The organism is Mesorhizobium sp. B3-1-6 (assembly GCF_006439555.1).
Lineage (GTDB): Bacteria > Pseudomonadota > Alphaproteobacteria > Rhizobiales > Rhizobiaceae > Mesorhizobium.
The window spans coordinates 92,909-118,842 of the sequence record NZ_VFTM01000019.1 but is presented as its reverse complement, the minus strand read 5'-3'; the positions used below and the strand labels follow the sequence as shown (position 1 = coordinate 118,842).

The window sequence follows — 25,934 nt, the reverse complement described above, 5'->3', positions numbered from 1 at the left end:
GGTTGGCCGGCGACGGCTGGCTTACCAGAAATCACTTGACCAAATTGACTAGGACCTTCATCCGGGAAGGCCCGACTTTGGGGACCACGCGTTGTCAACCGGATTGTCAGCATGACCGGAAAGACCTGGGCCTATGAGGACGTCGTCGAGGGCGCCTCGCTCGACCTCGGCAGCAAGGACGTGAGTGCCGCCGAAATCATCGAATTCGCCAGCGAGTTCGACCCGCAGCCGATGCATCTCGATGAGGAAGCTGGCAAGGCGAGCATCCTCGGCGGGCTTTCGGCTTCGGGCTGGCATACCTGCGCGATGTTCATGCGCATGCTGTGCGACGCTTTCCTGCTCGATTCGACCTCTCAAGGCTCGCCCGGCATCGAGCATGTGAAATGGAAGAAGCCGGTGCTGGCCGGCGACAGGCTTACCGGCACGCTCACCATACTTTCCAAGCGCCAGTCGAAATCGAGGCCGCAGCTCGGCTTGATCACCATGCGCAGCGAGCTCGTCAACCAGCGCGGCGAAAGCGTCTTCGAGCTCGAAAACACCGGCATGTTCCTCGCGCGTGATGCCGCGAGGGACCTGTCATGACTTTGGACGAGTATTTCCTGATCGGCGAAACCGTCACGCTCGGCGCGCATAAATTCGAAGCCGACGAGATCAAGGCGTTCGCCAAAAAATACGATCCGCAGGTCTTCCACGTCGACGACGAGGCGGCGAAGAAGAGCGTGCTTGGCGGGCTCTGCGCCTCGGGCTGGCACACCGCCGCCACCTGGATGAAATACAACTTGGAAAAACGCATGGAGACCGAGGGCGTGCGCTGGACCGGCCCCGGCCCGCAGCCCGAATTCGGCCCCTCGCCCGGCTTCCGTAACCTGAAATGGCTGAAGCCGGTCTACGCCGGCGAGACCGTGACTTTCACGCGCATCGCGCAGGCGCACCGTCCGCTCGCCGGACGCCCGGGCTGGAACCTGCTGACGCTGCGTTCGGAAGGTTTCGATTCGACCGGCGACAAGGTCATCGAATTCGACAGCGCCGTGCTGGTGAAGGTGGGATAGTGAGTAGTGAATAGTGAGTAGTGAGTAGTGAGTAGTGAGTAGTCACTATTCACTATTCACTATTCACTATTCACTACTTCCTAATGCCCCTCGAACCCGATCAGCGTCCTCACCGGCACGCCGAGCGCTTCCAGCTTCTTGCGCCCGCCGAGGTCCGGCAGGTCGATGACGAAGCAGGCCGCGACGATGTCGGCGCCGATTTGCCTGAGCAGCTTCACCGCGGCTTCCGCCGTGCCGCCGGTGGCGATCAGGTCGTCGACGATTATCACCTTCTCGCCCGGCGAGACGCCGTCCTTGTGCATCTCCATCTCGTCCAGCCCGTATTCGAGGCTGTAGGCCACGCGCACCGTCTCATAAGGCAGCTTGCCTTTCTTGCGGATCGGCACGAAGCCCGCCGAAAGCTGGTGCGCCACCGCGCCGCCCAGGATGAAGCCGCGCGCCTCGATGCCGGCGATCTTGTCGATCTTCAGCCCGGCATAGGGATGCACCAGCTCGTCGATGGCGCGGCGAAAGGCGCGCGCGTCACCCAGCAGCGTGGTGATGTCGCGAAACAGGATGCCGGGCCTGGGATAATCCGGAATGGTGCGGATGGCCGCAAGCAGCGTGTCTTCGAGGGAGGATTTCATGGGCGGTTGATCCGTTGCCGCACAGTTTTGCCGACAAGCGGCCGAAAAGAAAAGGGCGCCATTCGGCGCCCTTGCATTTTTCTGGAAGCAAGGCGCCTCAGTGCGCCACGTCGGCCCACACCCTGCGCTTGGTCATATAGACCAATGCGCCGAAGAGCAGCAGGAAGATCATGACACGGAAACCGGTCTTCTTGCGGTCCTCCAGATGCGGCTCGGCGGCAAACATCAGGAAGGCCGAGACGTCGCGGGCATACTGGTCGACCGTCTGCGGCGAGCCGTCGTCATAGGTCACCTGACCGTCCGAGAGCGGCTTCGGCATCTTCAGCGATAAGCCGGACAGGAAGTACGGATTGTAGTGCGTGCCTTCCGGGATCACCATGCCGGCCGGCGGCGTCTGATCGTAGCCGGTGAGCAGCGAGTGGATGTAGTCCGGGCCGCCCTGCGCGTACTGCGTGAAGATGTCGAAGATGAAGCGCGGGAAGCCGCGCTCGACGCCGCGCGCCTTGGCGAGCAGCGACATGTCCGGCGGGGCGGCGCCGCCATTGGCGGAGGCCGCGGCCTGCTCGTTCGGGAACGGCGCCGGGAAGTGGTCCGACGGCTTGCCGGGACGGTCGAACATGTCGCCGGCGTCGTTCGGGCCGTCATGGATGGTGTATTCGGCGGCCAGCGTCTTGATCTGCGCTTCCGAATAGCCGAGCCCTTCCAGCGTGCGGAAGGCCACCAGGTTCATCGAGTGGCAGGCCGAGCAGACTTCCTTGTAGACCTTCAGGCCGCGCTGCAGCTGCGCCTTGTCGTAGGTGCCGAACGGACCGGCGAAGCTCCAGCTCATTTCCTTCGGTTCGTTGATCGGGAAATGCGTCGGAGCGGCCGCGTTGTGTTCCTCTTCGGCGGCGATGGCAGCGGTGCCCGCGACCACCAGGCCAAGCAGCGCCAGCGAGGTGAGAATCTTCTTCATACCCAAAATCCCCTCAGATTCTCAGCCCGTGGTTTCCGGCGCGACGGTAGCACGTGCCGGATGTCCGCTGCCGCCCTTTTTCTTTTCAAGCACGGCCTCGGTGATCGAGTTCGGCAGCCTGCGCGGTGTCTCGATCAGGCCGAGCACCGGCATGATGACCAGGAAGAAGGCGAAGTAGAACAGCGTCGCCATCTGCGCCATGAACACATAGCTGCCTTCCGCCGGCTGCGAGCCCAGCCATCCGAGCAGGACGGCGTCGGCGACGAACACCCAGAAGAACAGCTTGTACCATGGACGGTAGACCGCCGAGCGCACCTTGGAGGTGTCGAGCCACGGCACCAGGAACAGCATGGCGATGGCGCCGAACATGCACAGCACGCCGCCGAGCTTGGAGTTGATCGGCCCGATGTTGAAGGTGATGGCGCGCAGGATCGCGTAGAACGGCAGGAAGTACCATTCCGGAACGATGTGGGCCGGCGTCTTCAGCGGGTTGGCGACCGTGTAGTTGTCCGGGTGGCCGAGAAAGTTCGGCAGGTAGAAGACGAAATAGGCGAAGACGAACAGGAACACGATCATGCCGAACGCGTCCTTGATGGTGGCGTAGGGCGTGAAGGCGACAGTGTCGGTCTTCGACTTGACCTCGATGCCGGTCGGGTTCGACTGGCCCACGACATGCAGCGCCCAGATGTGCAGCACGACGACGCCGGCGATCATGAACGGCAACAGGTAATGCAGCGCAAAGAAGCGGTTCAGCGTCGGATTGTCGACGGCGAAGCCGCCGAGGAGCAGTTCCTGGATCCAGTTCCCGACCAGCGGAATGGCGCTGAAGAAGCCGGTAATGACGGTAGCGCCCCAGAAGCTCATCTGGCCCCAAGGCAGCACGTAGCCCATGAAGCCGGTGGCCATCATCAGGAGGTAGATGATGCAGCCGAGGATCCACAGGAGCTCGCGCGGCGCCTTGTAGGAGCCGTAGAACAGGCCGCGGAAGATGTGGATGTAGACGGCCACGAAGAAGAACGAGGCGCCGTTGGAATGGAGATAGCGCAAGAGCCATCCCGAATTCACGTCGCGCATGATCTTCTCGACCGAATCGAAGGCGAGATTGGTGTCGGAGGTGTAGTGCATCGCCAGCACGATGCCGGTCAGGATCTGCGCGACCAGCATGATCGACAGGATGCCGCCGAAGGTCCACATATAGTTGAGGTTGCGCGGTACCGGATAGGCGACGAAGCTGTCATAGACCAGCCGCGGCAGCGGCATGCGGGCGTCGAACCAGCGCTCGATACCGGTCTTGGGCGTATAGGTCGAGTGTCCCTCGCTCATCGAAATATCCCCTGCCTCAACCGATAAGGATCTTGGTATCGGAAATGAACTTGAATACCGGGATCGCCATGTTCTCCGGCGCCGGGCCTTTGCGGATGCGGCCAGCGGTGTCGTACTGCGAACCGTGGCACGGGCAGAACCAGCCGCCGAAATCGCCTTCCTGGCCGAGCGGGATGCAGCCGAGATGGGTGCAGACCTGCACCATCACCATCCAGGCTTCCTTGCCGGGCGTGGTACGGTTGGCATCGGTCGCCGGCGCGTCGGAGGGCAGGTTGGCGTTGCGCGCGATCGGGTCCTTCAGATCGGCGAGGTTGACGGCCTCGCCGTCCTTCATTTCCTTTTCGGTGCGGTTTCGCACCACCACCGGCTTGCCGCGCCACTTGACGATCAGCGAAGAACCGGGCTGCAGCGAGGCGACGTCGACCTCCACCGAGGCCAGCGCCAGCGTCGAGGCGTCGGGGCGCATCTGGTCGATGAACGGCCACGCGACGGCTCCCGCGCCGACAACGGCGGCCATGCCGGTGGCTACGTAGAGAAAATCGCGACGGTTGGGATCGTGGATGTCGGTTGCGCTCACGGGTGCCTGATCCTTTCGCCTCTTCCTAACCGGAGGCCGAGCCTTGTCCCCGCTCAATCGCACCTGCCCGACAGCGCATGGCGAACAGGCTAGCGAATTCCTCCGGCATTTGGATTTCGGTTTATGCGTGCAGCCCGTTTTTGTCCAGCGGGGTGAAGGCACAAGGGCAGATTGTCGCGGGGACGCACAGCGGCCTTGGCCGACACCTCCCGGCCAGGCCGTCGGACAGCGTGAAACAGCGAGAAATCCGGGGTGAATCGGGCCGGTGTTCGCCTCGACATCGGCTCCTGGCCCGGTCTATTGTCCGGCCATGGCGCATGTCATCGAACGCGACAGTTGGGCCGAAGCCCCCGACCGCTGGATAGGCGAGCTGCAATGCGGCCAATTCGGCGCCAATTCCTGCCTGATCTTCAACTACCAGCCGTCGATCGGCGGCGGCCCGCGCCTGCACAAGCACCCCTATGCGGAAATCTTCGTCATCCGCTCCGGCACCGGCCTGTTCACGATCGGCGACCGGGAAATCGAGGCCACGACCGGCCAGATCCTGATCGTGCCGCCCGACACGCCGCACAAATTCACCAATCTCGGCCCCGGCCCGCTCGAAAGCACCGACATCCACGAGAACGGCCACTTCATCACCGAGTGGCTGGAATGATTCTGATTGGGCCTGTCCGAAGCCTGACCGCAACCTAGTTCCATCCATCTGGCAACGATGGAGATCGACGCATGCAAACACGCGCCATCGAGGTCGAGGGGATGGCTATCGCGATCCGGGAAGCAGGACCGTTCGATGCGCCCGGCCTTCTGCTGCTGCATGGCTGGCCGCAAAGTTCATATGCATTCGAGGCAGTCATCGACCGGCTGGCCGAGAACCAGCACGTGGTCGCGCCAGACCTGCCGGGCATCGGCGGCTCGTACGACGCGCCCGGGACTGGCGAGAAGAGATATCTGGCAAGATTGATAAGGGGTCTGATTGGCGCTTGCGGCCTGCGGCAGGTCATCGTCGCCGGTCATGACGTCGGTGGCCAGATCGTCTTCGCGCTGTTGCGCGACTTGCCCGAGGAATTATCCGGCGCGGTGATCATGAACGTCGTCGTCCCCGGCGTGGCGCCGTGGGAAAATGTCATCCGCAATCCGCATATCTGGCATTTTGCCTTTCATGCGATCCCGGCTTTGCCGGAGATGCTGGTAGGCGGCCAAGAGCGCGCCTATTTCGATTTCTTCTTCGATATCCTTTCCAAGGAAAAGACCGCTATCCCCGCGGAAGCCAGGGACATCTATACAAAGGCCTATTCGCGGCCGGAAAGCCTCAAGGCCGGCTTCGACTGGTACCGCGCCTTTGCCGAGGACGCCAAGGTCAATTCCCGCCCATCCGCGATGCCGATCACCACGCCGGTTCTTTATCTCAGGGGTTCGGCCGAATCCGGCGACATCGCCGATTATCTCGACGGCTTGAGGTCCGCCGGTCTGTCGCGGGTCGAAGGCGACATCATCGCGGATAGCGGGCACTTCGCCGCTGATGAGAACCCCACGGCACTCGCTGCAAGATTGGTACGCTTCCGTGAAGAAATCAGTGCCTAACTGGCACCAAGTCTAACCAGCACCGCCCGCGGGATGTCGTATTCGCGGATCACGGCATCATGCTTGCGCAGGCCGCAAAGCTCGCGCTGGATGAAGTAGGCGTGGACGGCCGCGGCGGCTTCCTTGAGCAACCGGTTGCGATGCTCGCCCTCGCCGCTCTCGCGCAACTTGGCAAGGGTTTCCTCGACACGCTGGCCGGCGCGGCCGAGCGCCGCGGCCTTTTCGGCGAGGATTTCGTGGCCGAGCAGGTCGAGCGCGCTCTCCTGCGCGCCTGACCGTCCGAAATTGGTGGGCATGCGTACCGACATGACGCCGTTCTACTCCGCAGGGCGCGTCTCTTCCAGCGCGCTTTCCTCATTGAACAGGAAGCCGCCGGACTGCCGTTTCCAGAGCCGCGCATAGAGCCCATCGAGCGCCACCAGTTCGTCATGCGTACCCTGTTCGACGATGCGGCCGCCGTCGAGCACCACCAGCCGGTCGAGCGCCGCGATCGTCGACAGCCGGTGCGCGATGGCGATCACGGTCTTGCTTTCCATCAGCCTGGTCAGATTCTCCTGGATCGCCGCCTCGATGTCCGAATCGAGTGCCGAGGTCGCCTCGTCGAGGATCAGGATCGGCGCATCCTTGAGGAAGACGCGCGCGATCGCCACGCGCTGCCGCTGCCCGCCGGACAGCTTCACGCCGCGCTCGCCGACATAGGCCTCGTAGCCGGCGCGGCCGCGGTTGTCGCGCAGTCCGAGGATGAAGTCATGCGCCTCGGCTTTCCTGGCCGCGGCGATAACCTGCGCGTCGGTGGCATTCGGCATGCCGAGCTTGATGTTGTCGCGCAGCGAGCGGTGGAACAGCGCGGTATCCTGGCTGACGACGCCGATATTGCCGCGCAGCGAGTTCTGCGTGACCCCGGCGATGTCCTGGCCGTCGATCAGGATCTGGCCACCCTCCAGGTCGTAGAGGCGCAGGATCAGGTTGGCCAAGGTCGTCTTGCCGGCGCCCGACGGGCCGACCAGCCCGACCTTCTCGCCCGGACGCACGACGAGATCGATGCCGTCGAGCACGCCTTGCCCCTTGCCGTAATGGAAGGTGACGTTCCTGACCTCGATGCGGCCGCCGGTGACGACCAGTTCCTTGGCGTCCGGCGCGTCGGTCAGGCCCAACGGCTGCGAAATCAGCGCCTTGGAGTTCTCCAGCACGCCGAGGTTTCGCAAGATGCCGTTGAGCTGCATCATCAGCCTTCCAAGCAGCATGTTGAGCCTGAGCACCAGCGACAGTGTGAAGGCAACGGCGCCGACCGTGATCGAGCCTTCGACCCAGAGATAGATGGCAAAGGCTGCGATCGCCGTGATCATGATGCCGGAGAGCATGGTCAGCGCCATGCGCACGCCGGTCAGCCGGCGCGTGAACGGCCGTAGCGCGTCGAGATAGATGTCGAAGCCGCTGCGAATATAGCGGTCGTCGCCATCGGCTGAAAACAGTTTCAGCGTCTGCACGTTGGAATAGGAATCGACGATACGGCCGGTGATCATCGAGCCGGCCTCGGCGGTCGCCTCTGCATGCTTGCGGATCGCCGGCAGATAGAGTTTCGCCAGCCAGCCGAAGGCGGCGATCCAGATCACCACCAGCACTGCCAGCCGCAGATCGAGACCGGCGACCAGCGCCAGCGTGGTGACCGTATAGACGATCATGAACCACACGACCTCGATGAAGCTTTCCATCAGGTCGCCCGTCGCTTGCCCCGCCTGCCAAACCTTGGTGGCAATGCGGCCGGCGAAATCATTCTGGAAGAAGGCGTAGGACTGGCGCGAGACATGCCGATGCGCCTGCCAGCGCACCAGATTGTAGAAGCCGGGCGTGATCGTCTGTTCGTCGACAAGCGCCGACAGGCCGACCACGGCGGTGCGGATGACGAGCACTACCGCGCCCATGAACAAGAGCTCGGGACCGGCCGCGGCCCAAAGCGCGTGCCAGTTGCGTTCGCCGGGCAGCTGGTCGAGGATATCGACCAGCCTTCCGACGAAATAGAACAGGCCGGCCTCGACCAGCGGCGCGATGCCGCCGATGATCAGCATGGCGAAGAAGGCGAGCTTCGCCTGGCCGACATAGTGCCAGAGAAAGCCGCCGACGCTGACGGGCGGCCGCAGATTCGCCGGCTCGCGGAACGGGTAGACCCAGCGCTCGAACCAGCGATAGACGCCCTTCATCATTCGGCGGCTTCACCTTTCGTCGCCAGATCGTCGGCGACCGGTTTTTCCTCCAGCAGGAACCCGCCCGACTGGCGCCGCCAGAGCTGGGCGTAGAGCCCGCCCCTGGCGATCAGCGCCTCATGCGAGCCGTCCTCGACGATGCGGCCCTTGTCCATGACGACGAGCCGGTCCATCGCCGCGATGGTCGACAGGCGGTGAGCGATGGCGATGACGGTCTTGCCCTGCATGAGCTTGTAGAGGTTCTCCTGGATGGCGGCTTCCACTTCTGAATCGAGCGCGGACGTGGCCTCGTCGAGAATGAGGATCGGCGCGTCCTTCAGCATAACGCGGGCAATTGCGATGCGTTGCCGCTGGCCGCCGGACAGCTTCACGCCGCGCTCGCCGACAAGCGCCTCATAGCCGCTCTGCCCATGGGGATCGGTCAGCCCCGCGATCACATCGTCGATCTGGGCGGCTTTGGCGGCGCTGAACATCGCCTCGTCGCTAGCCGTCTGGCGCCCATATTTGAGGTTCTCGCGAACGGATCGATGCAAGAGCGAGGTGTCCTGGTTGACGAAGCCTATCGCCGTCCGAACGCTTTCCTGCGAGACGTTGCGGATGTCCTGCCCGTCGATCAGCACCTTGCCGTCTTGGACGTCGAACAGCCGCAGCACGAGATTGACCAGCGTCGACTTGCCGGCTCCCGAACGGCCGATCAGGCCGACCCGCTCGCCCGGCGCGATCTTCAGCGACAGATTGTCGATGACCCCGCCTTTGCCGTCCTTGCGCCAGTAATTGAAGTTCACCCGGTCGAACTCGATGCCGCCGGCGGTCACGACGAGGGCCGGTGCGTCGGGCTGGTCCTGCATGACGATCGGCCGCGCGATCGTCGTCATCGAGTTGCTGGCGACGCCGATCTGCCGGAAGACGTTGGCGCCGACGTCGAGGATCCTGCCGGAGATGTTGGCGATCTGCAGCGCGAACGGTATCGCGGTCGCGACGGCCGCGGTGGTCAAGGCGCCGGCGTTCCAGCCGACGAGTGCCAGCCAGCTCACGGCGATGAGCAGCGCCGCGTTGAGGATGAACAAAGCTGACCACATCAGCGTGAAAACGCGCATCAGCTGGTAGAATGTGTCGGCGTGCTCGACGACTGCCTGCGAGACATATTTGTCTTCGTGCTCGCCGGTCGAGAATGTCTTGAGCGTCAGGATGTTGGTGTAGCTGTCGACCATGCGGCCGCTCACCTGCGACCACCGCTCCGACAGTTGGGACGAGCGTTGCGTGATCCTGGGCATCGCGGACCAGAAGATCAGGCAATAGAACACCAGCCACACCGCCACGACCGTCAGGAGAAGCGGATCGAGCCGCGCCAGCACGACGATGGCGACCGCAACGAAGACCAGCGCATACCAGACGGCATCGACGGTGAGGTTGACGCTCATCTCCATCGAATCGCCGCTTTGCATAACCTTGGTTCCGATGCGGCCGGCGAAGTCGTTCTGGAAGAACGACCAGTCCTGGCGCACGACATGCCAATGGCTCTGCCAGCGGATGAGGTCGATGAGGTTTGGCGCGATGGCATGGTTGCGGATAAGCGCGTCGATGACCATCGACAGCGGGCGCAGCAGCACGACGAACGCCATCAGCACGAGCAGCGGCCCATGGGCGGCGAAGAAGTCTCCCGGCCTGGTGCTGGAGAGCAGGCCCACGATCAGGCCGACGAAAATCGGCAGCATCGCGTCCACGATTGCCGCGACCGCAACGATGACGATGCGCAGCCAATAGGCGGTGCGAAACTGCCTTATGAAATACCAGTAGAACCGCCAAAGCCCCATTGGCGGCTGCCTGTCTTCGGCCAGCGCCACCGGCGAATAACGGCTTTCGAACCAGGTGAAGATGCGGTCGAGCATTTTTCTCTCATAGACGCCGGAAACTGCAATCGCGATCGCGTTACTCCGCTGCCATCTCGGATTCCGGCGCCTTGGCATCAACCTCGGTTGGCGCGTCATCGAGCAGGAAGCCGCCGGACTGGCGCTGCCAGAGCTGTGCATAGAGCCCGCCCTTGGCGACGAGTTCCTCATGCGAGCCTTCCTCGATGATGCGACCCTTGTCCATGACGACGAGCCGGTCCATCGCCGCGATGGTCGACAGACGGTGCGCGATGGCAATGACGGTCTTGCCCTGCATCAGCTTGTAGAGGTTCTCCTGGATCGCCGCCTCGGCTTCCGAATCGAGCGCCGAGGTCGCCTCGTCGAGGATCAGGATCGGGGCGTCCTTCAGCATGACGCGGGCGATCGCGACGCGCTGGCGCTGGCCGCCGGACAGCTTGACGCCGCGGTCGCCGACATGGGCGTCGAAGCCCTTGCGGCCGTTGTGGTCCGAAAGCCCGCCGATGAAATCGAGCGCCTCCGCCCGACGCGCCGCTTCGGTGAGCATCTCGTCGGTCGCGTCGGGCCGGCCGTAGAGGATGTTCTCCCTCACCGAGCGATGCAGCAGCGAGGTGTCCTGCGTCACCATGCCGATCTGCGCGCGCAGCGAATCCTGCGTCACCGCCGCGATCTCCTGGCCGTCGACGAGGATCCTGCCGCTTTCCAGGTCGTAGAAACGCAGCAGCAGATTGACCAGCGTCGACTTGCCGGCGCCCGAGCGGCCGACGATGCCGACCTTCTCGCCGGGCTTCACGGTAAGCGACAAGTTCTCGATGACGCCCTTCTGCTTGCCATAGTGGAAGCGGATGTCGTCAAAGCGGATCTCGCCCTGGCTGACACTGATGTCCTTGGCGCCCGGCCTGTCCTCGACCAGGCGCGGCAGCGAGATCGACTGGATGCCGTCCTGCACCGTGCCGATATTCTCGAACAGCCCGGACATCTCCCACATGATCCATTGCGACATGCCCCACATTCGCAGGACAAGGCCTATGACTACGGCGACGGCGCCAATCGTCACCGCCTGCCCCAGCCAAAGCCACAGCGAGATTGCCGTGACGGAGAACAGAAGCAGCGAATTCAAGATGTAGAGCAGGCCGTAGAGCACCGTCACCAGCCGCATCGAGCGGTAGACGGTGTCGAGGAAGCTCGCCATGCCTTCCCTGGCGAAGGTTGCCTCGCGCCGCGCATGCGAAAACAGCTTCACCGTCTGGATGTTGGTGTAGCTGTCGACGACGCGGCCGGTCATGGTCGAGCGCGCATTGGCCTGCTCCTCGCCGACCTTGCCGAGCCGTGGAATGAAAAAGCGCAAGAGCCCGATATAGCCGACCAGCCAGACAGCGAGCGGTGCGGCCAGCCGCCAGTCGGCCGAGCCGACGATGAACAACATGCCGAGGAAGTAGACGATGACGTAGTTCAGCACGTCGATCAGCTTGATCACGCATTCGCGCACGGCGAGCGCCGTCTGCATCAGCTTGGTGGCGATGCGGCCGGCGAACTCGTCCTGGTAGAAGGCCATCGACTGCTTGAGCAGATAGCGATGCACCTGCCAGCGGATGCGCATGGGATAATTGCCCATCAGCGTCTGCTGGTTGAGCAGCGAATGCAGCCATACCGTGCCCGGCAGCGCGAACAGCACGACGAAAGCCATGCCGGCGAGCTTCCAGATCTCCGTCTGCAGGAAGGTTTCGCGGTTCTGCGCCGACAGCCAGTCGACGATGCGGCCGAGGAAGCCGAACATCCAGACTTCGGTGAAGGCGATCGCCGTCACCAGCACCGCATCGACGACGATGTAGGGCCAGGCGCCGCGCGTGTAGTGCACGCAAAACGCGATCAGCGTCCTCGGCGGCTCGACCGGCTCCGCGGCGGGGAACGGATCGAGCCTGTTTTCAAACCAGCGGAACATTCCAGGCACTCGACTTATCTGTGCGCTCACGCGGCGCGGGATTGATGGGCAAGGCTTTGCGGCCGCGCGGCATTGCGGGCCGGCGACACGGAATCATCCGAGTCGCCGGCCCTATCCCGCGCAATATAGGGTTTCGCCGGCATTTCGCCGACAGGTTCGTTTGACGATCCTGACGGCCCCGAAGTTCCCGACGAAAGGCCGGAGCCTGCCCGGTTCCTGTCGCCCGGCCGGATCAAACGGATGATCCGGCGCACCAGCGTGGGCCGGCTGCGGTCGGGCACCGCGCGCGAGAAATCGACGTCCGGCAGCATGCCGCGATGCGGCCTGCGCCGTTCCTCGGCATGCACCGCCGACGAATAGGTCTCGCCGATCAGCAGCGCCCAGGTAGCCACCTTGCGCTCATGCAGGCTTCTTGACCCCGGTATCTTGTAGGGATCGAACATCGGTCCGTCCTCCATATGCAAATGCGTTAAAAAGGGTGATGCGGCCTCGACCACCGGCATTCGGCCGAAGGCGCGGATCGAATCGGCCGGAACCGGACGACGAGCGTCAGCCTCGGCACGACGGTAACCGTCGGTCTTGACACGACGGCAAGCATCGGTCTTGACACGTTCAGCGGGAGCGCGGCGCCCCTTTGGCAGTTTGAAAAACATCGCAAGATTCCTTCGAAGGCCGAAAAGTGGGTTCGGCGGGAATCGGTGCGATGAGGACTTAAAGTGTCAGAAGAATCGTCGTACCGAAACCGCCTGCGGGCATACGTGAGCCCCGGAGAGGAGCTGGATGTGCATGGTCATCATGTGTTCCCCTCCATTCGGTTCGGGTTGACGATGGTGGGCATATACTCGACTTCGCAGAAAATGGCCACCCGCCAGTCCAGAAATCGCCAAAAGCCGGAGGTTCCTGTGGCCGATCTGCCACTTATTAGCAGGATGCGGAAATGAACGATCGTCTCCGCATCGCGCTCTACCAGCCGGATATCGCCGGCAACACCGGGACAATCCTGCGCTTCGCCGCCTGCCTCGACATCGGTGTCGATATCATCGAGCCGGCCGGCTTCCCGCTCTCCGACCGGGCGCTGAAACGGGCCGGCATGGATTATCTCGAAATGGCGGCGCTTTCCCGCCATGCCGACTGGCACGCCTTCGAGGAATGGCGGAAGGCGCATGCGCGTCGCCTGGTGCTGCTCACCACCAAGGCCACCAGCGCCTATACGGACTTCGCCTTTGCCGCCGGCGACATTCTGCTGTTCGGCCGCGAATCCGCGGGCGTGACGGAAGAAGTCCACCAGGCGGCCGACGCGCGACTGACCATTCCGATGCGGGCGGGCGCCCGCAGCATCAATGTCGCGCTGTCGGTCGCCATGGTCGCGGGCGAAGCGCTGCGCCAGCTCGGCTAGGACGCGCCGGGTTTCCTCGCTCTCCCGAACCGCCACCCCTTCCGCCGTCATTTTCGTCCAGGCGCACATCGCCTTCTCCTGCATTTGCCATATCGTCGCTCTTTCGCTACAAGCTGAACTTAACTTGAGGTCAAGCGGGAATTTGAGAATGGCTCCGGCAAGGGAATTGACGGTCGGCCAGGTGGCCGTGCGCAGCGGCGTGGCGGTATCGGCGCTGCATTTCTACGAGGCGCGCGGGCTGATCCGCAGCCATCGCACTTCGGGCAACCAGCGGCGCTACAGCCGGGACGTGCTGCGGCGCGTGGCGATCATCCGCGTCGCCCAGGAAGTCGGCATCTCGCTTGCCGGGATCGCCCAGGCGTTCCAGTCCCTGCCCGAAGAGCGCACGCCGACGCGCGAGGACTGGAACCTGCTTTCAACGGCCTGGCGCGACGATCTCGACCAGAAGATCGCCCAGCTGAAGAAATTGCGCGACGGCCTGACCGACTGCATCGGCTGCGGCTGCATGTCGATCGACAAGTGCCCGCTGAGGAACAAGGAAGACCGGCTGGCCCGGGAGGGGACGGGGGCGAGAAGGCTGGCGGTGCGCTGACGGTCTGGCGCCAAGGTGCACTGAGATTCAGGTCAGGCCGAGCCGGAGTAGAAGACGGGCGCGAAGCGACCAAACTAGGTGACTTCCGAGAACCGGAGCGGAGCGTACTTAAAGTACGTGAGCACCGGAAGCGCAGGAAGCCGCCGTTTGCAGGCCGGCCTCACCTGAATATCAATGCACCTTAATCAGCCGCCGGCAACCGCCGCATGGTGAACTCGATCACGTCGCCTGGACGTTCGAACCAGCTTTCGATCTCGGTCCAGTAGGCCTGTTTCGGAAAACGCTCGAACCACTCCTTGGCCTTGAGGCGCGCATCCGGGCGCGGCAACACGAAGGTTTCGCGCAAGAAACCGTCGCGCGGCTGGTTTTCGCGCTCAGCCCGTGAGCGCTCCAGCCTCTTCTTCAAGCCATCCAGCGGCGGTCTTGCCGGGGTGCGCACGAAGGAACTCCTTTGCACCTGGATCAGACAGGACTTGACCCTTGTCCTCAAGAGATTAGGGATCGCGCGCAGAAAAAACGAGTCATTTGTCAGGCAAGTGAGCCTGTGACTGGAGACCGAATTGGAAAGACCTGATCTTCCGGTGGGCCTGCCGGCCGATATCGAGCAGAAGAAGATGAAGGCCCGCCTCTGGTTCGAGGCCTTGCGCGAGCGCATCTGCGTCACGTTCGAGCAGATCGAGCAGGAGCTCACCGGCCCGCAAGCATCATGGTCGCCCGGCCATTTCGAGAAGACCCCCTGGGAGCGCGACGAAGGGCGTGGCGGCGGGGGCACCATGTCGATGATGCGCGGTCGCGTCTTCGAGAAGGTCGGCGTTCACACCTCGACCGTCCATGGCGAATTCTCGCCCGAGTTCAGGAGACAGATTCCCGGCGCCGAAGAAGACCCGCGTTTCTGGGCGAGCGGCATCTCGTTGATCGCCCACCCCTGGAACCCCAACGTGCCGGCCGTGCACATGAACACGCGCATGGTCGTCACCACGCGCCAGTGGTTCGGTGGCGGCGCCGATCTGACGCCGGTGCTCGACCGTCGCCGAACCCAGGACGATCCCGACACGATTGCCTTCCATCGCGCCATGCAGTTCGCCTGCGAGAAGAACGCCGCCGTCGCCGACTATCCCAAATTCAAAGCCTGGTGCGACGAGTATTTCTTCCTGCCGCACCGCAACGAGGCGCGCGGCATCGGCGGCATCTTCTTCGATTGGCTGCATTCGGACGAGGACAGGGGCGGCTGGAACGCCGATCTCAATTTCGTCCAGGATGTCGGACGCTCCTTCCTTGTCGTCTATGCCCATCTGGTGCGGGGCAACTTCAACCAGGACTGGACCGACGGCGAGCGCGACGAACAGCTGATCCGGCGCGGCCGCTACGTCGAATTCAACTTGCTTCACGATCGCGGCACCATCTTCGGCCTGAAGACCGGCGGCAATGTCGCCTCGATCCTGTCCAGCCTGCCGCCCGAGGTAAAATGGCCGTAACGATCCGGTGAGCCCCGGTCATGGCCGCATTGCTGTCCCATTCGCTGAATCTTGGCGGGCAATGTGGCAGGGGCGATATCTTTTTCGTCTAATATCCTTTTGAAAAAATTGATCTATTTAGGGTCGTCGGGTCGGGAAGCGCCGGCGGTCGAAGCGGAGATCACCTGTCTCCGCCGGCCGTGACTCGACGCGACTTGACGGCCCTGACCAGGAGGGTGCCTGACCAAACGGGTGCCCTTGTTTCCAGGAGAGTATCCATGCGCAAGCTTATCGTGACGGCAGCAGCCGCCGCCTTTCTCGCCTCCGGTGGCGCCGCATTCGCGGCGGTGAAGCACACCACCGGCACCGTCAAGAGCTTTGATGGAACGGCCATGAGCCTTGTTCTGGACGATGGGTCGACATTCAAGCTGTCCAAGGCCTTCAAGGATCCCGGCGTTCAGGCCGGCGAGAAGGTCCGCGTGTCCTGGGACATGAGCGGCAAGAACAAAATCGCCGAGGCCGTCAAGATCATGAAGTAACGACCTTGCTCTGAAGGTCCAGTTCTCAGGCAGCGGGGAAAGGCGGGGCATACTGCTCCGCCTTTCCTTCCATTCCGGGATTGGGGACTTTCGATGCAACCGAACCGTCCGACACGTGTTATGGTAGTCCGGCAGAGCAACCGGAAGAGGCGCGCCGCCGTTTCCCTCCCGGACTGCCAAGAAAAAAATCAGGGGCGGCCGGCCGGCCAAGGTCGAACCACCCGCGCTAGGAAAGGAAGAGTCATGAAGGAATTCCAATGCGGATCGCTGGTTCCCGGCTGTGACTGGCACACGCGCGCCGACGAGGAAGCGGAGGTCATGCGCCGCGCCGTCGAGCATATGCGCGAGACGCATGGCGAGACCGTTATTCGCGAGACCATGATCGAGGCGATCCGCTCGCGCATCCAGAAAGTTCGCGACGCCGCCTGATCGGGCCAGATCGCAGGCTTCCAAACGTCACCGGCCGACAGGCACGATGGCGGATCGTTGCTTCCGGCGCATCCCGCCCTTTTTCGCCGGCGATCCTCCGATCGCCGGCGAAGTTATAGTTTATGCGTAATTCCAGCGAATTCTTATATTCGTAACAGCTTAGGTAACCTGGCGGTAACGGTCTGCGTGCGATTCTCCCGCGCATGATCCGGCCAGAGGCGGCTGCCCGAGAAGCCCTTCGCCATCAAGGCGCTGTCCGGAATGGTGGGGCGAGGTGCTTCGCGCATGCGCGAGCGATCCGACATCCGAGGCGGTCTCTGCACGGCGGTGCTCCTGTCGTGCGCCTTCCTCTTGGCGTCCGCTGCGACAGCGCAGGAATGGACCACCTCGCTCGTCGATATCCATCAGGGTTCTCCGCTCAGCGACCGCGCCAGGGGCCTCGGCAACGGCGGCTATGAGCTGCAGGGCGGAAGCTGGGTCTCCTTCAGCCGTTGGTATCACGCGAGCTGGGTCGACATGCATGTCGATCTTCTTACCCAGATCACGCCCGATACCGGCTTTCTCTGGGGATTTGGCACTGGGGAACAAGGCGAGAAATACAGCATCGAGCCCAGTCTCAAGCTTGGTTTTCTCACTCAGGTCCATCCCAATCCGAACAGCACCCTGTCCCTGTCGGTCACCTCGGTTATCGGCGGCAACCTGACCGAAAAGCCCTGCGAGGCCGACTACGGCGAGTTCGGAACCTACAGCGTCAACTGCCGACTGGCGGCAGGCGAGACGGCGCCCGAGGAAACGCTGAAGTATCTGGTCAGCGCGAAGCCGGAGAGCATGCATCTCTGGCTGAACTACCGTCTCACTTTCTGATCGGAGGGGCTGCGGATGAAATCATCTTGTCCCGAAACTCACGATCGTCCGTCCTGGTTCTGTCTGACTGGAGAATGAACATGTCGGTTAAGTCCTTGAAGTTCGGCCTCGCCGCTGCCCTCGCCATCCTTTCGGCACCGATGGCATCGGCGCAGGAAGCTCTCAGCCCGGACGAAATGGCTGCACTCTGCCATGGTGGCGGGTCGATCTGCGTGAGCGCAACGATCCCGGTCGCGCGGACGACGCAAGCCGTGCAGAGCTGGATGAGCCCCGACGTCGGCGCCGCGTGGGCAGCCGGCTACAAGGGCAAGGGCGTCACCATCACCATGGTCGACGACTTCAGCAGTTCGTCGCGCTTTTCCGGCAATTTCGGCATTGGCGTGCAGACCCAGCGGCACGGTGAATGGACGCGCGAGGAGGCTGGCATGATCGCTCCCGCGGCGACCATCCGCTCCAAGGATTTCTCGACGGGCACGGCCGTCCCGCTGGCCGCCGGCCGCAACGTGCTCAACCTCAGCTACGGCATGTACACCACCGCGGGTTACGGCGTGAACCAGATCGGCTGGGCCCCGGAGGAGGCGTCGATCATCTCCTATGCAACCAAAGGTTCTGCGATCATCTCGAAGGCGGCCGGCAACGACGCGGTCGCTGTCGGTGGAGTCACGGGCGGGCAGCAGGACTACCTCGACCTTGCCCTGATCGGCAAATCGACGGCGATCTTCGTCGGCGCATTGTCGACGAACGGCACCACAGCCAACAAGGCCCAACTCGCCTGGTATTCCGACTATGCCGGCTCCAACACGGCTGTGCAGAGCCACTTCCTGGTGGTCGGCGTCGAGGGCAACAAGACCGGTCTTTACGGAACTTCGTTCGCCGCGCCGATCATCTCGGGCTACGCCGCGATCATCGGCAGCAAGTTCACCAAGGCGACGCCGGTGCAGATCACCAACGACCTGCTCAACACGGCCCGCACCGACACGCTGGTCAATTACGACCCGTCCATCTACGGCAAAGGCGAAGCAAGCCTCTCGCGCGCCCTGGCTCCCGTGGCGATACGTTGACTGGCGCCGGCGCTCCGGCCGTCTAGAGCTCCAGCGCCTGCGCGGCGCGTTCCATCAGCGCGCCGCGTTCCAGGGTGAAGCCTGACTCCATCCATTCCTTCTCGAGGTTCTTCAGCGTGGCGCCGAGCTTGGGCCCCGGCGACGCGCCAAGCTCGGTCAGGTCGGCGCCTTTGATCGGGAACACCGGCTTTTCCCATTTAAGCGTGAAATTGAGCAGGCGTGAAAAACCGCCGGCTTCCATCATCGCCTGATTGTCCTCGACGGCACGTGTCCGCGCGGCGGCAAGCGCCAGTCGAATACGGTCGAGATAGCCGTCGCGATCGCCGTAATAGAGTTTCTTGGCCAGTTCGGTCTCGGTCGCCTTGGCATCCGGCGCAACGGTCAGCGCCCAATGCCGCAGGCGATCGGCATCCTCGTTCGAAAGTCGCAGCCTCTCGCCAAGCCTCTTCATACGCACGGCATCGGGCGGGACGATCGCCTCCAGCCTCAGCACCGGATCGGCGATCCAGCCGAGATCCTCTCCAGCCTTGATCAGGCCATGGATGGCGTCGATGCCCCATTTCTCGCTTTCCGGCAGCACGGCGGTGAGCACGCCAGCCTGGCGCATCCACAAGAGCGCGCGCGAGGGATCCGGAGCCGACAAGAGCTTCTTCAGTTCGGACCAGACGCGTTCGGCTGAAAGCCGCGCAAGCCCATCCTTCAGCCTGGCACAGGCCTTCAGCCCTTCCGCGTCCGGCCGTCCTTCGCCATACCAGGCAAAGAAGCGGAAAAAGCGCAGAATGCGCAGATAGTCCTCGCGGATGCGCGCCTCCGCGTCGCCGATGAAACGCAGCCGCCGCGCTTCGATGTCGGCGATGCCGCCGACCAGGTCGACGACCGTGCCGTCCGCTTCGGCATAGAGGGCGTTGATGGTGAAGTCGCGCCGCTCTGCGTCGGCTTTCCAGTCACGTCCGAAAATCACTTTTGCCCGCCGCCCGTCGGTCTCGATATCGGCGCGCAGCGTCGTCACCTCATAGGGCTTGCCGCCCGCGACCACTGTGACCGTGCCATGATCGATGCCTGTCGGCACCGTCTTGAAGCCGACGGCCTTGGCGCGTCTGATCGTTTCCTCGGGCACCGTGGTCGTGGCGATGTCGACGTCGGCGACCCGTTGGCCGATCAGCGTGTTGCGCACCGCGCCGCCGGCGATACGCGCTTCCTCGCCGCCCTCCTTCAGCGCGGCAAGCAGCTTCTGCAGATGCTTTTCGACCAGCCAATCGGCCTTGCCCGAGAGAGACACCTCAGCGCTCACGCATAGAGCCTTTCATAGAGCGTGCGGACGATGCCGGCGGTGACGCCCCAGATGCGCTGGCCGCCATAGGGCATATCGTAGAAGAACCATTCGAGGTCGTTCCAGAAACGGCTGTCGCGCGCGTGGTTGGCGGGGTCCATCAGGAAACTCAGGGGCACCTCGAAGGCCGCATCGACCTCGTCGGCATTGAGCGTCAGCGAAAAACCCGGCCGCACGATGGCAAGCACCGGCACGATGCGGTAGCCGCTGCCGGAGACGTAGTCGGGCATGCGGCCGATGATCTCGATGAAATCCGGCTCGAGGCCGATCTCCTCGAAGGTCTCGCGCAGCGCCGTGGCCTCGGGGCCGGGATCGGTCGGATCGATCGTGCCGCCTGGGAAAGCCACCTGGCCGGAATGGCTGCGCAGCTTCTCGGCGCGCTTGGTGAGCAGCACCATGGCGCCCTTGGCACGGTCGATCACCGGAATCAGCACCGCCGCGTCGCGCAGCGGCTTGACATGTTTGAGCCTGGGATGGCCGGGATTGAAGCGATGGTCGCCGAAATCGTCGCCAGGGACGATCGCCGCCTGCGCCGCGACGCGGGCACGAAAGTCAGCGATCGAAAACGGCGCCGGCGTCACCTGGTCCATCACGCGCTCAGCCGCTTCAGTTTCTCGGCCGGCATGATCGGATAGACCTCGCCGCCCGAGCGGACGGCGAACATCGCCCTGCCGTCGATGTCGATCTCCTCGCCATGCTCGACCAGTTCATACATCACCGGCCGCGCCACCAGCGCCTCCAGCCGTCCGCGCACCAACACATAGGGCTTCAGTCCGCCGGTTTCGTCTTCGTCGACGAAGCGCAGCGGATGGCCGGGGCCGGCGGCGACGACGTCGCCGACATTGGTGCGGAAGGTGATAACCTGGTCGTTCCCACTTCCGGACACGTTCATTTCGACGGCGATGAAGGGGGCGTCGACGACGCGGATCCCGACCCGCTCGACCGGCGTCACAAGGTAGGTCTTTCCGTCGGCATCCTTGCGCAGCACGCTGGAAAAGAGCTGCACCAGCGGCATGCGGCCGATCGGCGTGCCGAGATAGAACCAGGTCCCGTCGGCCTTGATCTCCATGTCGAGGTCGCCGCAGAATTCCGGATTCCAGCGCTCGACCGGCGCCGGCCCCTTGCCGGCCCGGGCCGCGCGCGAGATCAGCGCCTCCAGGCCGCGTGCCTCGGTGGCGCCGGTCAGGCTCTGCTCGCCCGGACTCCGTTCGCCCGGTGTTTGTTCACGATGTTCGCTGCGTTCGGCCATGGTCACGAAATAGTCACTGTTGTCCCGATTGTCAGCCTTGTCCGTCCAAGTCTGTGATTTAAGTTCGAATACAGGCGCCAGGCGAGGCCGAATCGCGGCATTCTGCAGCATTGAGAGTGCAGGCCGGTATTTCCAACCACAAGGATCGAACGGCATGAGCGTGATGATCAAGGAAAGCCCGATCAGCGAAAAAGCGATGATCGAGGAAGCCGAAAAGGCGTTGGCCGACATCTCCAGGGTCCGCGACGCGGTCGGCCGGGTGATCTTCGGCCAGGAGGCGGTCGTCGAGCGCACGCTGGTGGCGCTGCTGGCGGGCGGCCATGCTCTGCTGGTCGGCGTGCCCGGCCTCGCCAAGACCAAGCTGGTCGAAACGCTGGGCATCGTGCTCGGCCTCGATTCGCGCCGCGTCCAGTTCACGCCCGACCTGATGCCGTCGGACATCCTCGGTTCCGAGGTGATGGAGCAGGACGAGTTCGGCAAGCGCTCCTTCCGCTTCATTTCCGGACCGATCTTCACGCAATTGCTGATGGCCGACGAGATCAACCGCGCCTCGCCGCGCACGCAATCGGCGCTGCTGCAGGCGATGCAGGAATATCACGTCACCATCGCCGGCGCCCGCCACGACCTGCCCGCGCCCTTCCACGTGCTTGCGACGCAGAACCCGCTGGAACAGGAAGGCACCTACCCGCTGCCGGAAGCCCAGCTCGACCGCTTCCTGATGCAAGTCGACATCCTCTATCCGGAGATCGAGGCGGAGCGCCGCATCCTGCTCGAAACCACCGGCGTCGACGAAGCCAAGGCCGACAATGTGCTGCAGCCGGCCAGACTGAGGGAAATCCAGACGCTGATCCGTCGCATGCCGGTGCCGGAAAGCGTCGTCGAGGCGATCCTCAAGCTGGTGCGCTCGGCCCGGCCCGGCCAGGGCAATGCCGAGACGGACAAGCACGTCGCCTGGGGGCCGGGCCCTCGCGCCAGCCAGGCGCTCACCCTGTGCGCCCGCGCGCGCGCCCTATATGATGGCAGGTTGGCACCTTCGGTCGACGACGTCCGCGCCTTGGCCGAACCGGTGCTGCAGCATCGCATGGCGCTGACTTTCGCCGCCCGCGCCGAGGGCACTTCCGTGCGCGACGTGGTGGCGAAGCTGGCAAAAGGCATCTGATGGGTCGAATAGGCGAGGTCCAGGCACCGGTTGCGACGCGCGATGCGCTCGCCCGTGGCCGGTTGCGGGCTTCATTGGTGCCGGACCTGCTGGTCGAGGCGCGCCGTATCGTCAACACGGTGATCGCCGGCTGGCACGGCCGCCGCAAGCGCGGCATCGGCGAGAATTTCTGGCAGTTCCGGCCCTATGTCGAAGGCGATTCCTCGCGCATCGACTGGCGGCGCTCCGCCAGGGACGACCACACCTATGTGCGCGATCGCGAATGGGAGGCCGCGCACACCGTCTGGCTCTGGGCCGACCCATCGCCTTCGATGCTCTACAAATCGGCCGGCGTCGGCGTTTCCAAGGAATCGCGCGCGCTGGTGCTGGCGCTCGCCTTGGCCGAGCTCTTGTCGCGCAGCGGCGAGCGCATCGCCTGGCCGGGCCTGACGGACCCGTTCACAGCCCGCAACGGCGCCGAGCGCATCGCCGCCCAGCTGAGCCACGCCGCCGCGCTTCCCGCCAAGCCCGATCTGTCGGCCATCCGCCGTTTCTGCGACATCGTGCTTGTCAGCGATTTCCTCGATCCGGTCGAGGAAACCATGGCCTGGCTCGACGTGCTGGCGCGCCACGGCGTGCGCGCGCATCTGATCGAGGTGGCCGATCCGGCCGAGGAAACCTTCCCCTATGCCGGCCGCACCGAGTTCACCGATCCCGAGACCGGCGACAAGCTGACCGCCGGCCGCGCCGAGATGCTGGCCGAGGAATACCGCCTGCTTTACCGGGCCCGCCGCGAGGAATTGGCCGCCTGGTGCAAGCGTCTCGGCTGGAGCTATACCGTCAACCACACCGACCGCCTCGCCTCCGAGGCGCTGGTGCGCATCCACATGGCGCTGACCGCCGACGGTAGCAATAATGTCGGAAAGGCGGTCGCATGAGCTGGCTGCCGCTTTCCTTCGGGGCGCCCATGGTGCTGTGGGGACTTCTGGCGCTGCCGGTGATCTGGTGGTTGCTGCGGCTCACCCCGCCCAAGCCGCAAACGGAAGTGTTCCCGCCGTTGAAAATCCTCGCCCGGGTCCTGAGGCGCGAGGAAACCCCGCAGCAAAGCCCGTGGTGGTTGACGCTGCTTCGGTTGCTGATGGCGGCGCTTGTCGTGATGGCGTTGGCCGAGCCGGTCTTCAATCCGCGCGAAAAGCTGCCGGCGGAAGGCGCGGCCCTGGCGCTTGTCATCGACAATGGCTGGGCAAGCGCCGCCGACTGGAACAAGCGCGTGGCCACCGCCGAACGGCTGATCGCCGATGCCGGCTCGAACGGCGTGCCGGTCGTCATCGCCTTCACCGCCGAGAAGCCCAATGCCGAGATCGGCCCCTTCGATGCCTCGGCCGCGCTCGACCATCTGCGCGCGGCAAAGCCGCGGCCAATCCCCACCGACAGGCCCGCCGTCTACGCCCGTGTCGCCGCCGCGTTGGAGCGCCTGCCCGGCGCCAGCGTTGCCGTGCTCGCGGATGGCCTTGCCGCCAAAGGCGACGAGGCCGCTTTCAAGACTCTGCTCGAAAAGAACGCGACACGGTTGGTTTGGGCCATTTCCGACCGGCCTTCGCTGACCGGCCTGATTGGCGCCGACAACCAGGTCGACGGCTTCGCGCTGACCGCCATCCGCGCGCCGGGCGATCCGGCCCCGGCGCAGGTCACCGCAGGCGCCTTCGACGACAAGGGCCGCCGCATCGCCGATGCGACGCTGACCTTCGCGCCTGGCGAGGCCGCGACCACGGCCACGATGGCGGTCCCGTTCGAACTGCGCAACGATTTCGCCTCGATCGCGCTCGACGGCGAGCGCCAGGCCGGCGCCGTGCGCGTGCTCGACGAGAGTTCGAAACGCCGGCGCGTCGGTCTTCTGTCGCAGGCCGAGGCCGACCAGGCGCAGCCGCTTCTGTCGCCGCTCTACTATATCCGCCGCGCCCTGCAGCCCTTTGCCGATCTGGTCGAGCCGTCGAGCGCCGATCTCGCCGACGCCATTCCGCAGCTTCTCGACCAGAAGCCGGCGATGATCATCATGGCCGATGTCGGCACCATCCCGGAACAGGTCAAGCAGCGGCTGGTCGACTGGGTCGACAAGGGCGGCACGCTGATGCGCTTTGCCGGCCCGCGCCTCGCCGCGGCCGGCAATGACGACGACCTTTTGCCGGTCCGGCTGCGCAGCGGCGAGCGCGCGCTGGGCGGCGCGCTGTCGTGGACGACGCCGCAGGCGGTGACCGAATTCCCGAAGAACGGCCCCTTTGCCGATCTTTCACCGCCCTCTGAGGTGACGGTCAGCCGGCAGGTTCTGGCCGAACCGACGCCCGACATCGTCGAGCGCACCTGGGCCACGCTTGCCGACGGCACGCCGCTGGTGACGGGCATGAAGAAGGACAAAGGCACCCTGGTGCTCTTCCATGTCACGCCCGAGGCGACCTGGTCGAACCTGCCGATCTCCGGCAGCTTCGTCGAGATGCTGCGGCGCGTCGTGCAATTGTCGCGCAACCAGGGCGCCGCGATCGCCAATGCCGAAGCCGCCGCGGCGTCGCTCGCGCCCTACCGTATGATCGGCGCCGACGGCACGCTGACGCCGCCCTCGCCCGATGCGCGGCCGCTGGTGCCCGGCGCCGGTCCGCTGCCGGTGACGCTGGAAAACCCGCCAGGCCTTTACGGCTCGGAGACCGGTGTGTTCGCGCATAATTTGCTCAACGCTTCGAGCACATTCGCGCCCCTGGCGCGCCCGCAGGTTTCGCTGCCGGTGACAACCGTCCCCTATGCCTTCGACGAATCGGAAAACCTCAAAGGGCCGCTCGTCGCCATCGCGCTCCTGTTGATGGTGCTCGACACCTTGGCGGTGTTCTGGATGGGCGGGCTGCTGGCGCGCCGGCCGCGCCGCGCTAAAGCTGTAGCAACCGCCGCGGCCGTTCTGGTCGTGCTCGGTGGGCTCTTCGGCCACGCCGACGTTGCCCGCGCCGACGATTCGAAACCTGGCGACGCCCAGGCGATCGACGACATTTCGAAAACCCGCATCGCCTATGTGATCACCGGCGAGCCCGGCGTCGATTCGATCAGCCGCGCCGGCCTCGAAGGCCTCACGCGCTTCCTCATCGAGAAGACCGCGCTTGAGCCCGGTCCGCCGGCGGGCGTCGACATCGCCAAGGACGAGCTGTCCTTCTTTCCGCTGATCTATTGGCCCATCGACGCGTCGGCGCCTATGCCCAGCCAGGCGGCGATCGCTCGCATCGACGCCTATATGCAGCAGGGCGGTACGGTTCTGTTCGATACGCGCGACCAGTTCTCGAATGGCATCGGCGCCGGCTCGGCAAGCCCGGCGACCGAGCGGCTGCGCGACATCCTCGGCAATCTCAACGTGCCGCCGCTGGAGCCGGTGCCGTCGGACCACGTGCTGACCAAATCCTTCTTCATCCTTCCGGAGTTCCCCGGCCGCTTCAATGGCAGCCCGCTCTGGGTCGAGGCCTCGCTCGAGGCCAGCAACACCGAGAACCGCCCGGTGCGGACCGGCGACGGCGTCTCGCCGATCATGATCACCGCCAATGATTTCGCTGGCGCCTGGGCCATCGACGAGAACGGCGACCCGATGCTGCCGACCGTGCCGCCGGATCCGATGCAGCGCGTCTATGCGCTGCGCGCCGGCGTCAACATCATGATGTACATGCTGACCGGCAATTACAAATCTGATCAGGTGCATGTGCCCGTGCTGCTCGAACGGCTGGGGCAGTAGGTC

General features: G+C 64.3%; 27 protein-coding genes. 14 read left to right on the top strand and 13 right to left on the bottom strand.

Going from position 1 to position 25,934, the window contains the following annotated elements:
* Positions 1–111: 111 nt before the first annotated feature.
* Entirely contained in the window at positions 112–582 is a 471-nt protein-coding gene (locus FJ414_RS18340; RefSeq protein ID WP_140645762.1) for a MaoC family dehydratase, read from the top strand.
* On the top strand, positions 579–1,049 hold the full coding sequence (locus tag FJ414_RS18335) for a MaoC family dehydratase (protein WP_140645761.1): 471 nt from the start codon (positions 579–581) through the stop codon (positions 1,047–1,049). The genes FJ414_RS18340 and FJ414_RS18335 overlap by 4 nt, the downstream gene beginning before the upstream one ends.
* A gap of 80 nt (positions 1,050–1,129) precedes the next feature.
* Here the strand turns inward: FJ414_RS18335 and FJ414_RS18330 are convergent, their stop codons facing one another.
* From FJ414_RS18330 to petA, 4 genes are all read right to left on the bottom strand, one after another.
* Positions 1,130–1,675 (bottom strand): adenine phosphoribosyltransferase, encoded by a 546-nt coding sequence (locus FJ414_RS18330; protein ID WP_140645760.1) that lies wholly within the window; start codon positions 1,673–1,675, stop codon positions 1,130–1,132.
* Positions 1,676–1,772: 97 nt separating this feature from the next.
* A complete protein-coding gene (locus FJ414_RS18325; protein WP_140645759.1) occupies positions 1,773–2,630 on the bottom strand; it encodes a cytochrome c1 in 858 nt (285 codons plus the stop codon).
* Positions 2,631–2,651: 21 nt separating this feature from the next.
* A complete protein-coding gene (locus tag FJ414_RS18320) occupies positions 2,652–3,953 on the bottom strand; it encodes a cytochrome b N-terminal domain-containing protein (RefSeq protein WP_140645758.1) in 1,302 nt (433 codons plus the stop codon).
* A 16-nt stretch (positions 3,954–3,969) separates the two neighbouring features.
* Entirely contained in the window at positions 3,970–4,530 is a 561-nt protein-coding gene (petA, locus tag FJ414_RS18315; protein ID WP_112099424.1) for a ubiquinol-cytochrome c reductase iron-sulfur subunit, read from the bottom strand.
* A 310-nt stretch (positions 4,531–4,840) separates the two neighbouring features.
* Here petA and FJ414_RS18310 point away from each other — a divergent pair, with 310 nt between their 5' ends.
* Together FJ414_RS18310 and FJ414_RS18305 are read left to right on the top strand one after the other, a co-directional pair.
* Entirely contained in the window at positions 4,841–5,185 is a 345-nt protein-coding gene (locus FJ414_RS18310; RefSeq protein ID WP_140645778.1) for a cupin domain-containing protein, read from the top strand.
* 71 nt (positions 5,186–5,256) lie between these two features.
* Positions 5,257–6,111 (top strand): alpha/beta hydrolase, encoded by an 855-nt coding sequence (locus FJ414_RS18305; protein ID WP_140645757.1) that lies wholly within the window; start codon positions 5,257–5,259, stop codon positions 6,109–6,111.
* Here the strand turns inward: FJ414_RS18305 and FJ414_RS18300 are convergent.
* Genes FJ414_RS18300 through FJ414_RS18280 form a run of 5 tightly spaced genes read right to left on the bottom strand, consistent with a single transcriptional unit; the run spans position 6,108 to position 12,565 of the window.
* Complete coding sequence (locus tag FJ414_RS18300; RefSeq protein WP_140645756.1) at positions 6,108–6,419, bottom strand: DUF6665 family protein; 312 nt, start codon at positions 6,417–6,419, stop codon at positions 6,108–6,110. The genes FJ414_RS18305 and FJ414_RS18300 overlap by 4 nt on opposite strands.
* A gap of 9 nt (positions 6,420–6,428) precedes the next feature.
* Positions 6,429–8,312, bottom strand: a complete 1,884-nt coding sequence (locus tag FJ414_RS18295) for an ABC transporter ATP-binding protein (protein ID WP_140645755.1) — start codon at positions 8,310–8,312, stop codon at positions 6,429–6,431.
* Positions 8,309–10,201 carry an ABC transporter ATP-binding protein gene (locus FJ414_RS18290; protein ID WP_140645754.1) on the bottom strand — a complete coding sequence of 631 codons (1,893 nt, stop codon included), beginning with the start codon at positions 10,199–10,201 and terminating at the stop codon, positions 8,309–8,311. The genes FJ414_RS18295 and FJ414_RS18290 overlap by 4 nt, the downstream gene beginning before the upstream one ends.
* 40 nt (positions 10,202–10,241) lie before the next feature.
* Positions 10,242–12,122, bottom strand: coding sequence for an ABC transporter ATP-binding protein (locus FJ414_RS18285; RefSeq protein ID WP_140645753.1), 1,881 nt, complete (start codon positions 12,120–12,122; stop codon positions 10,242–10,244).
* A 26-nt stretch (positions 12,123–12,148) separates the two neighbouring features.
* The gene (locus FJ414_RS18280; protein WP_246672438.1) at positions 12,149–12,565 is read right to left on the bottom strand and encodes a hypothetical protein; all 417 of its coding nucleotides are present in this window, start codon (positions 12,563–12,565) and stop codon (positions 12,149–12,151) included.
* Between the two features lie 494 nt (positions 12,566–13,059).
* Between FJ414_RS18280 and FJ414_RS18275 the strand changes: the two genes are divergently transcribed.
* Entirely contained in the window at positions 13,060–13,518 is a 459-nt protein-coding gene (locus FJ414_RS18275; protein WP_140645751.1) for a tRNA (cytidine(34)-2'-O)-methyltransferase, read from the top strand.
* A 148-nt stretch (positions 13,519–13,666) separates the two neighbouring features.
* Complete coding sequence (gene soxR, locus FJ414_RS18270; protein ID WP_140645750.1) at positions 13,667–14,110, top strand: redox-sensitive transcriptional activator SoxR; 444 nt, start codon at positions 13,667–13,669, stop codon at positions 14,108–14,110.
* A 181-nt stretch (positions 14,111–14,291) separates the two neighbouring features.
* Here soxR and FJ414_RS18265 read toward each other — a convergent pair whose 3' ends face one another.
* Positions 14,292–14,549: a hypothetical protein gene (locus FJ414_RS18265; protein ID WP_140645749.1), complete on the bottom strand. Its 258-nt coding sequence runs from the start codon at positions 14,547–14,549 to the stop codon at positions 14,292–14,294.
* 121 nt (positions 14,550–14,670) lie between these two features.
* Between FJ414_RS18265 and hemF the strand changes: the two genes are divergently transcribed.
* From hemF to FJ414_RS18240, 5 genes are all read left to right on the top strand, one after another.
* Entirely contained in the window at positions 14,671–15,585 is a 915-nt protein-coding gene (gene hemF / locus FJ414_RS18260) for an oxygen-dependent coproporphyrinogen oxidase (protein ID WP_140645748.1), read from the top strand.
* 257 nt (positions 15,586–15,842) lie between these two features.
* Positions 15,843–16,103 carry a DUF1344 domain-containing protein gene (locus FJ414_RS18255; protein WP_140645747.1) on the top strand — a complete coding sequence of 87 codons (261 nt, stop codon included), beginning with the start codon at positions 15,843–15,845 and terminating at the stop codon, positions 16,101–16,103.
* Between the two features lie 243 nt (positions 16,104–16,346).
* The gene (locus tag FJ414_RS18250) at positions 16,347–16,532 is read left to right on the top strand and encodes a DUF1059 domain-containing protein (RefSeq protein ID WP_008877709.1); all 186 of its coding nucleotides are present in this window, start codon (positions 16,347–16,349) and stop codon (positions 16,530–16,532) included.
* Positions 16,533–16,817: 285 nt separating this feature from the next.
* Positions 16,818–17,396: a hypothetical protein gene (locus FJ414_RS18245; RefSeq protein ID WP_140645746.1), complete on the top strand. Its 579-nt coding sequence runs from the start codon at positions 16,818–16,820 to the stop codon at positions 17,394–17,396.
* Positions 17,397–17,476: 80 nt separating this feature from the next.
* Positions 17,477–18,457: a S8 family serine peptidase gene (locus FJ414_RS18240; protein WP_140645745.1), complete on the top strand. Its 981-nt coding sequence runs from the start codon at positions 17,477–17,479 to the stop codon at positions 18,455–18,457.
* Positions 18,458–18,479: 22 nt separating this feature from the next.
* On the opposite strand, the gene FJ414_RS18235 is transcribed toward FJ414_RS18240, so the two are convergent.
* The 3 genes from FJ414_RS18235 to FJ414_RS18225 are packed head-to-tail and all read right to left on the bottom strand — an operon-like array spanning position 18,480 to position 21,036.
* Positions 18,480–19,748, bottom strand: coding sequence for a CCA tRNA nucleotidyltransferase (locus tag FJ414_RS18235; RefSeq protein ID WP_140645744.1), 1,269 nt, complete (start codon positions 19,746–19,748; stop codon positions 18,480–18,482).
* Positions 19,745–20,377 (bottom strand): CoA pyrophosphatase, encoded by a 633-nt coding sequence (locus tag FJ414_RS18230; RefSeq protein WP_140645743.1) that lies wholly within the window; start codon positions 20,375–20,377, stop codon positions 19,745–19,747. Before FJ414_RS18230 ends, FJ414_RS18235 begins: the two co-directional genes overlap by 4 nt.
* A complete protein-coding gene (locus FJ414_RS18225) occupies positions 20,377–21,036 on the bottom strand; it encodes a DUF1285 domain-containing protein (RefSeq protein ID WP_140645777.1) in 660 nt (219 codons plus the stop codon). The genes FJ414_RS18230 and FJ414_RS18225 overlap by 1 nt, the downstream gene beginning before the upstream one ends.
* Before the next feature lie 154 nt (positions 21,037–21,190).
* Here FJ414_RS18225 and FJ414_RS18220 point away from each other — a divergent pair, with 154 nt between their 5' ends.
* From FJ414_RS18220 to FJ414_RS18210, 3 genes are read left to right on the top strand one after another with little or no spacing between them, the layout of a single operon-like run.
* Positions 21,191–22,195 carry a MoxR family ATPase gene (locus FJ414_RS18220; protein WP_140645742.1) on the top strand — a complete coding sequence of 335 codons (1,005 nt, stop codon included), beginning with the start codon at positions 21,191–21,193 and terminating at the stop codon, positions 22,193–22,195.
* Positions 22,195–23,112 (top strand): DUF58 domain-containing protein, encoded by a 918-nt coding sequence (locus FJ414_RS18215; RefSeq protein ID WP_140645741.1) that lies wholly within the window; start codon positions 22,195–22,197, stop codon positions 23,110–23,112. Before FJ414_RS18220 ends, FJ414_RS18215 begins: the two co-directional genes overlap by 1 nt.
* Entirely contained in the window at positions 23,109–25,931 is a 2,823-nt protein-coding gene (locus FJ414_RS18210) for a DUF4159 domain-containing protein (RefSeq protein WP_140645740.1), read from the top strand. The genes FJ414_RS18215 and FJ414_RS18210 overlap by 4 nt, the downstream gene beginning before the upstream one ends.
* Positions 25,932–25,934: the final 3 nt, after the last annotated feature.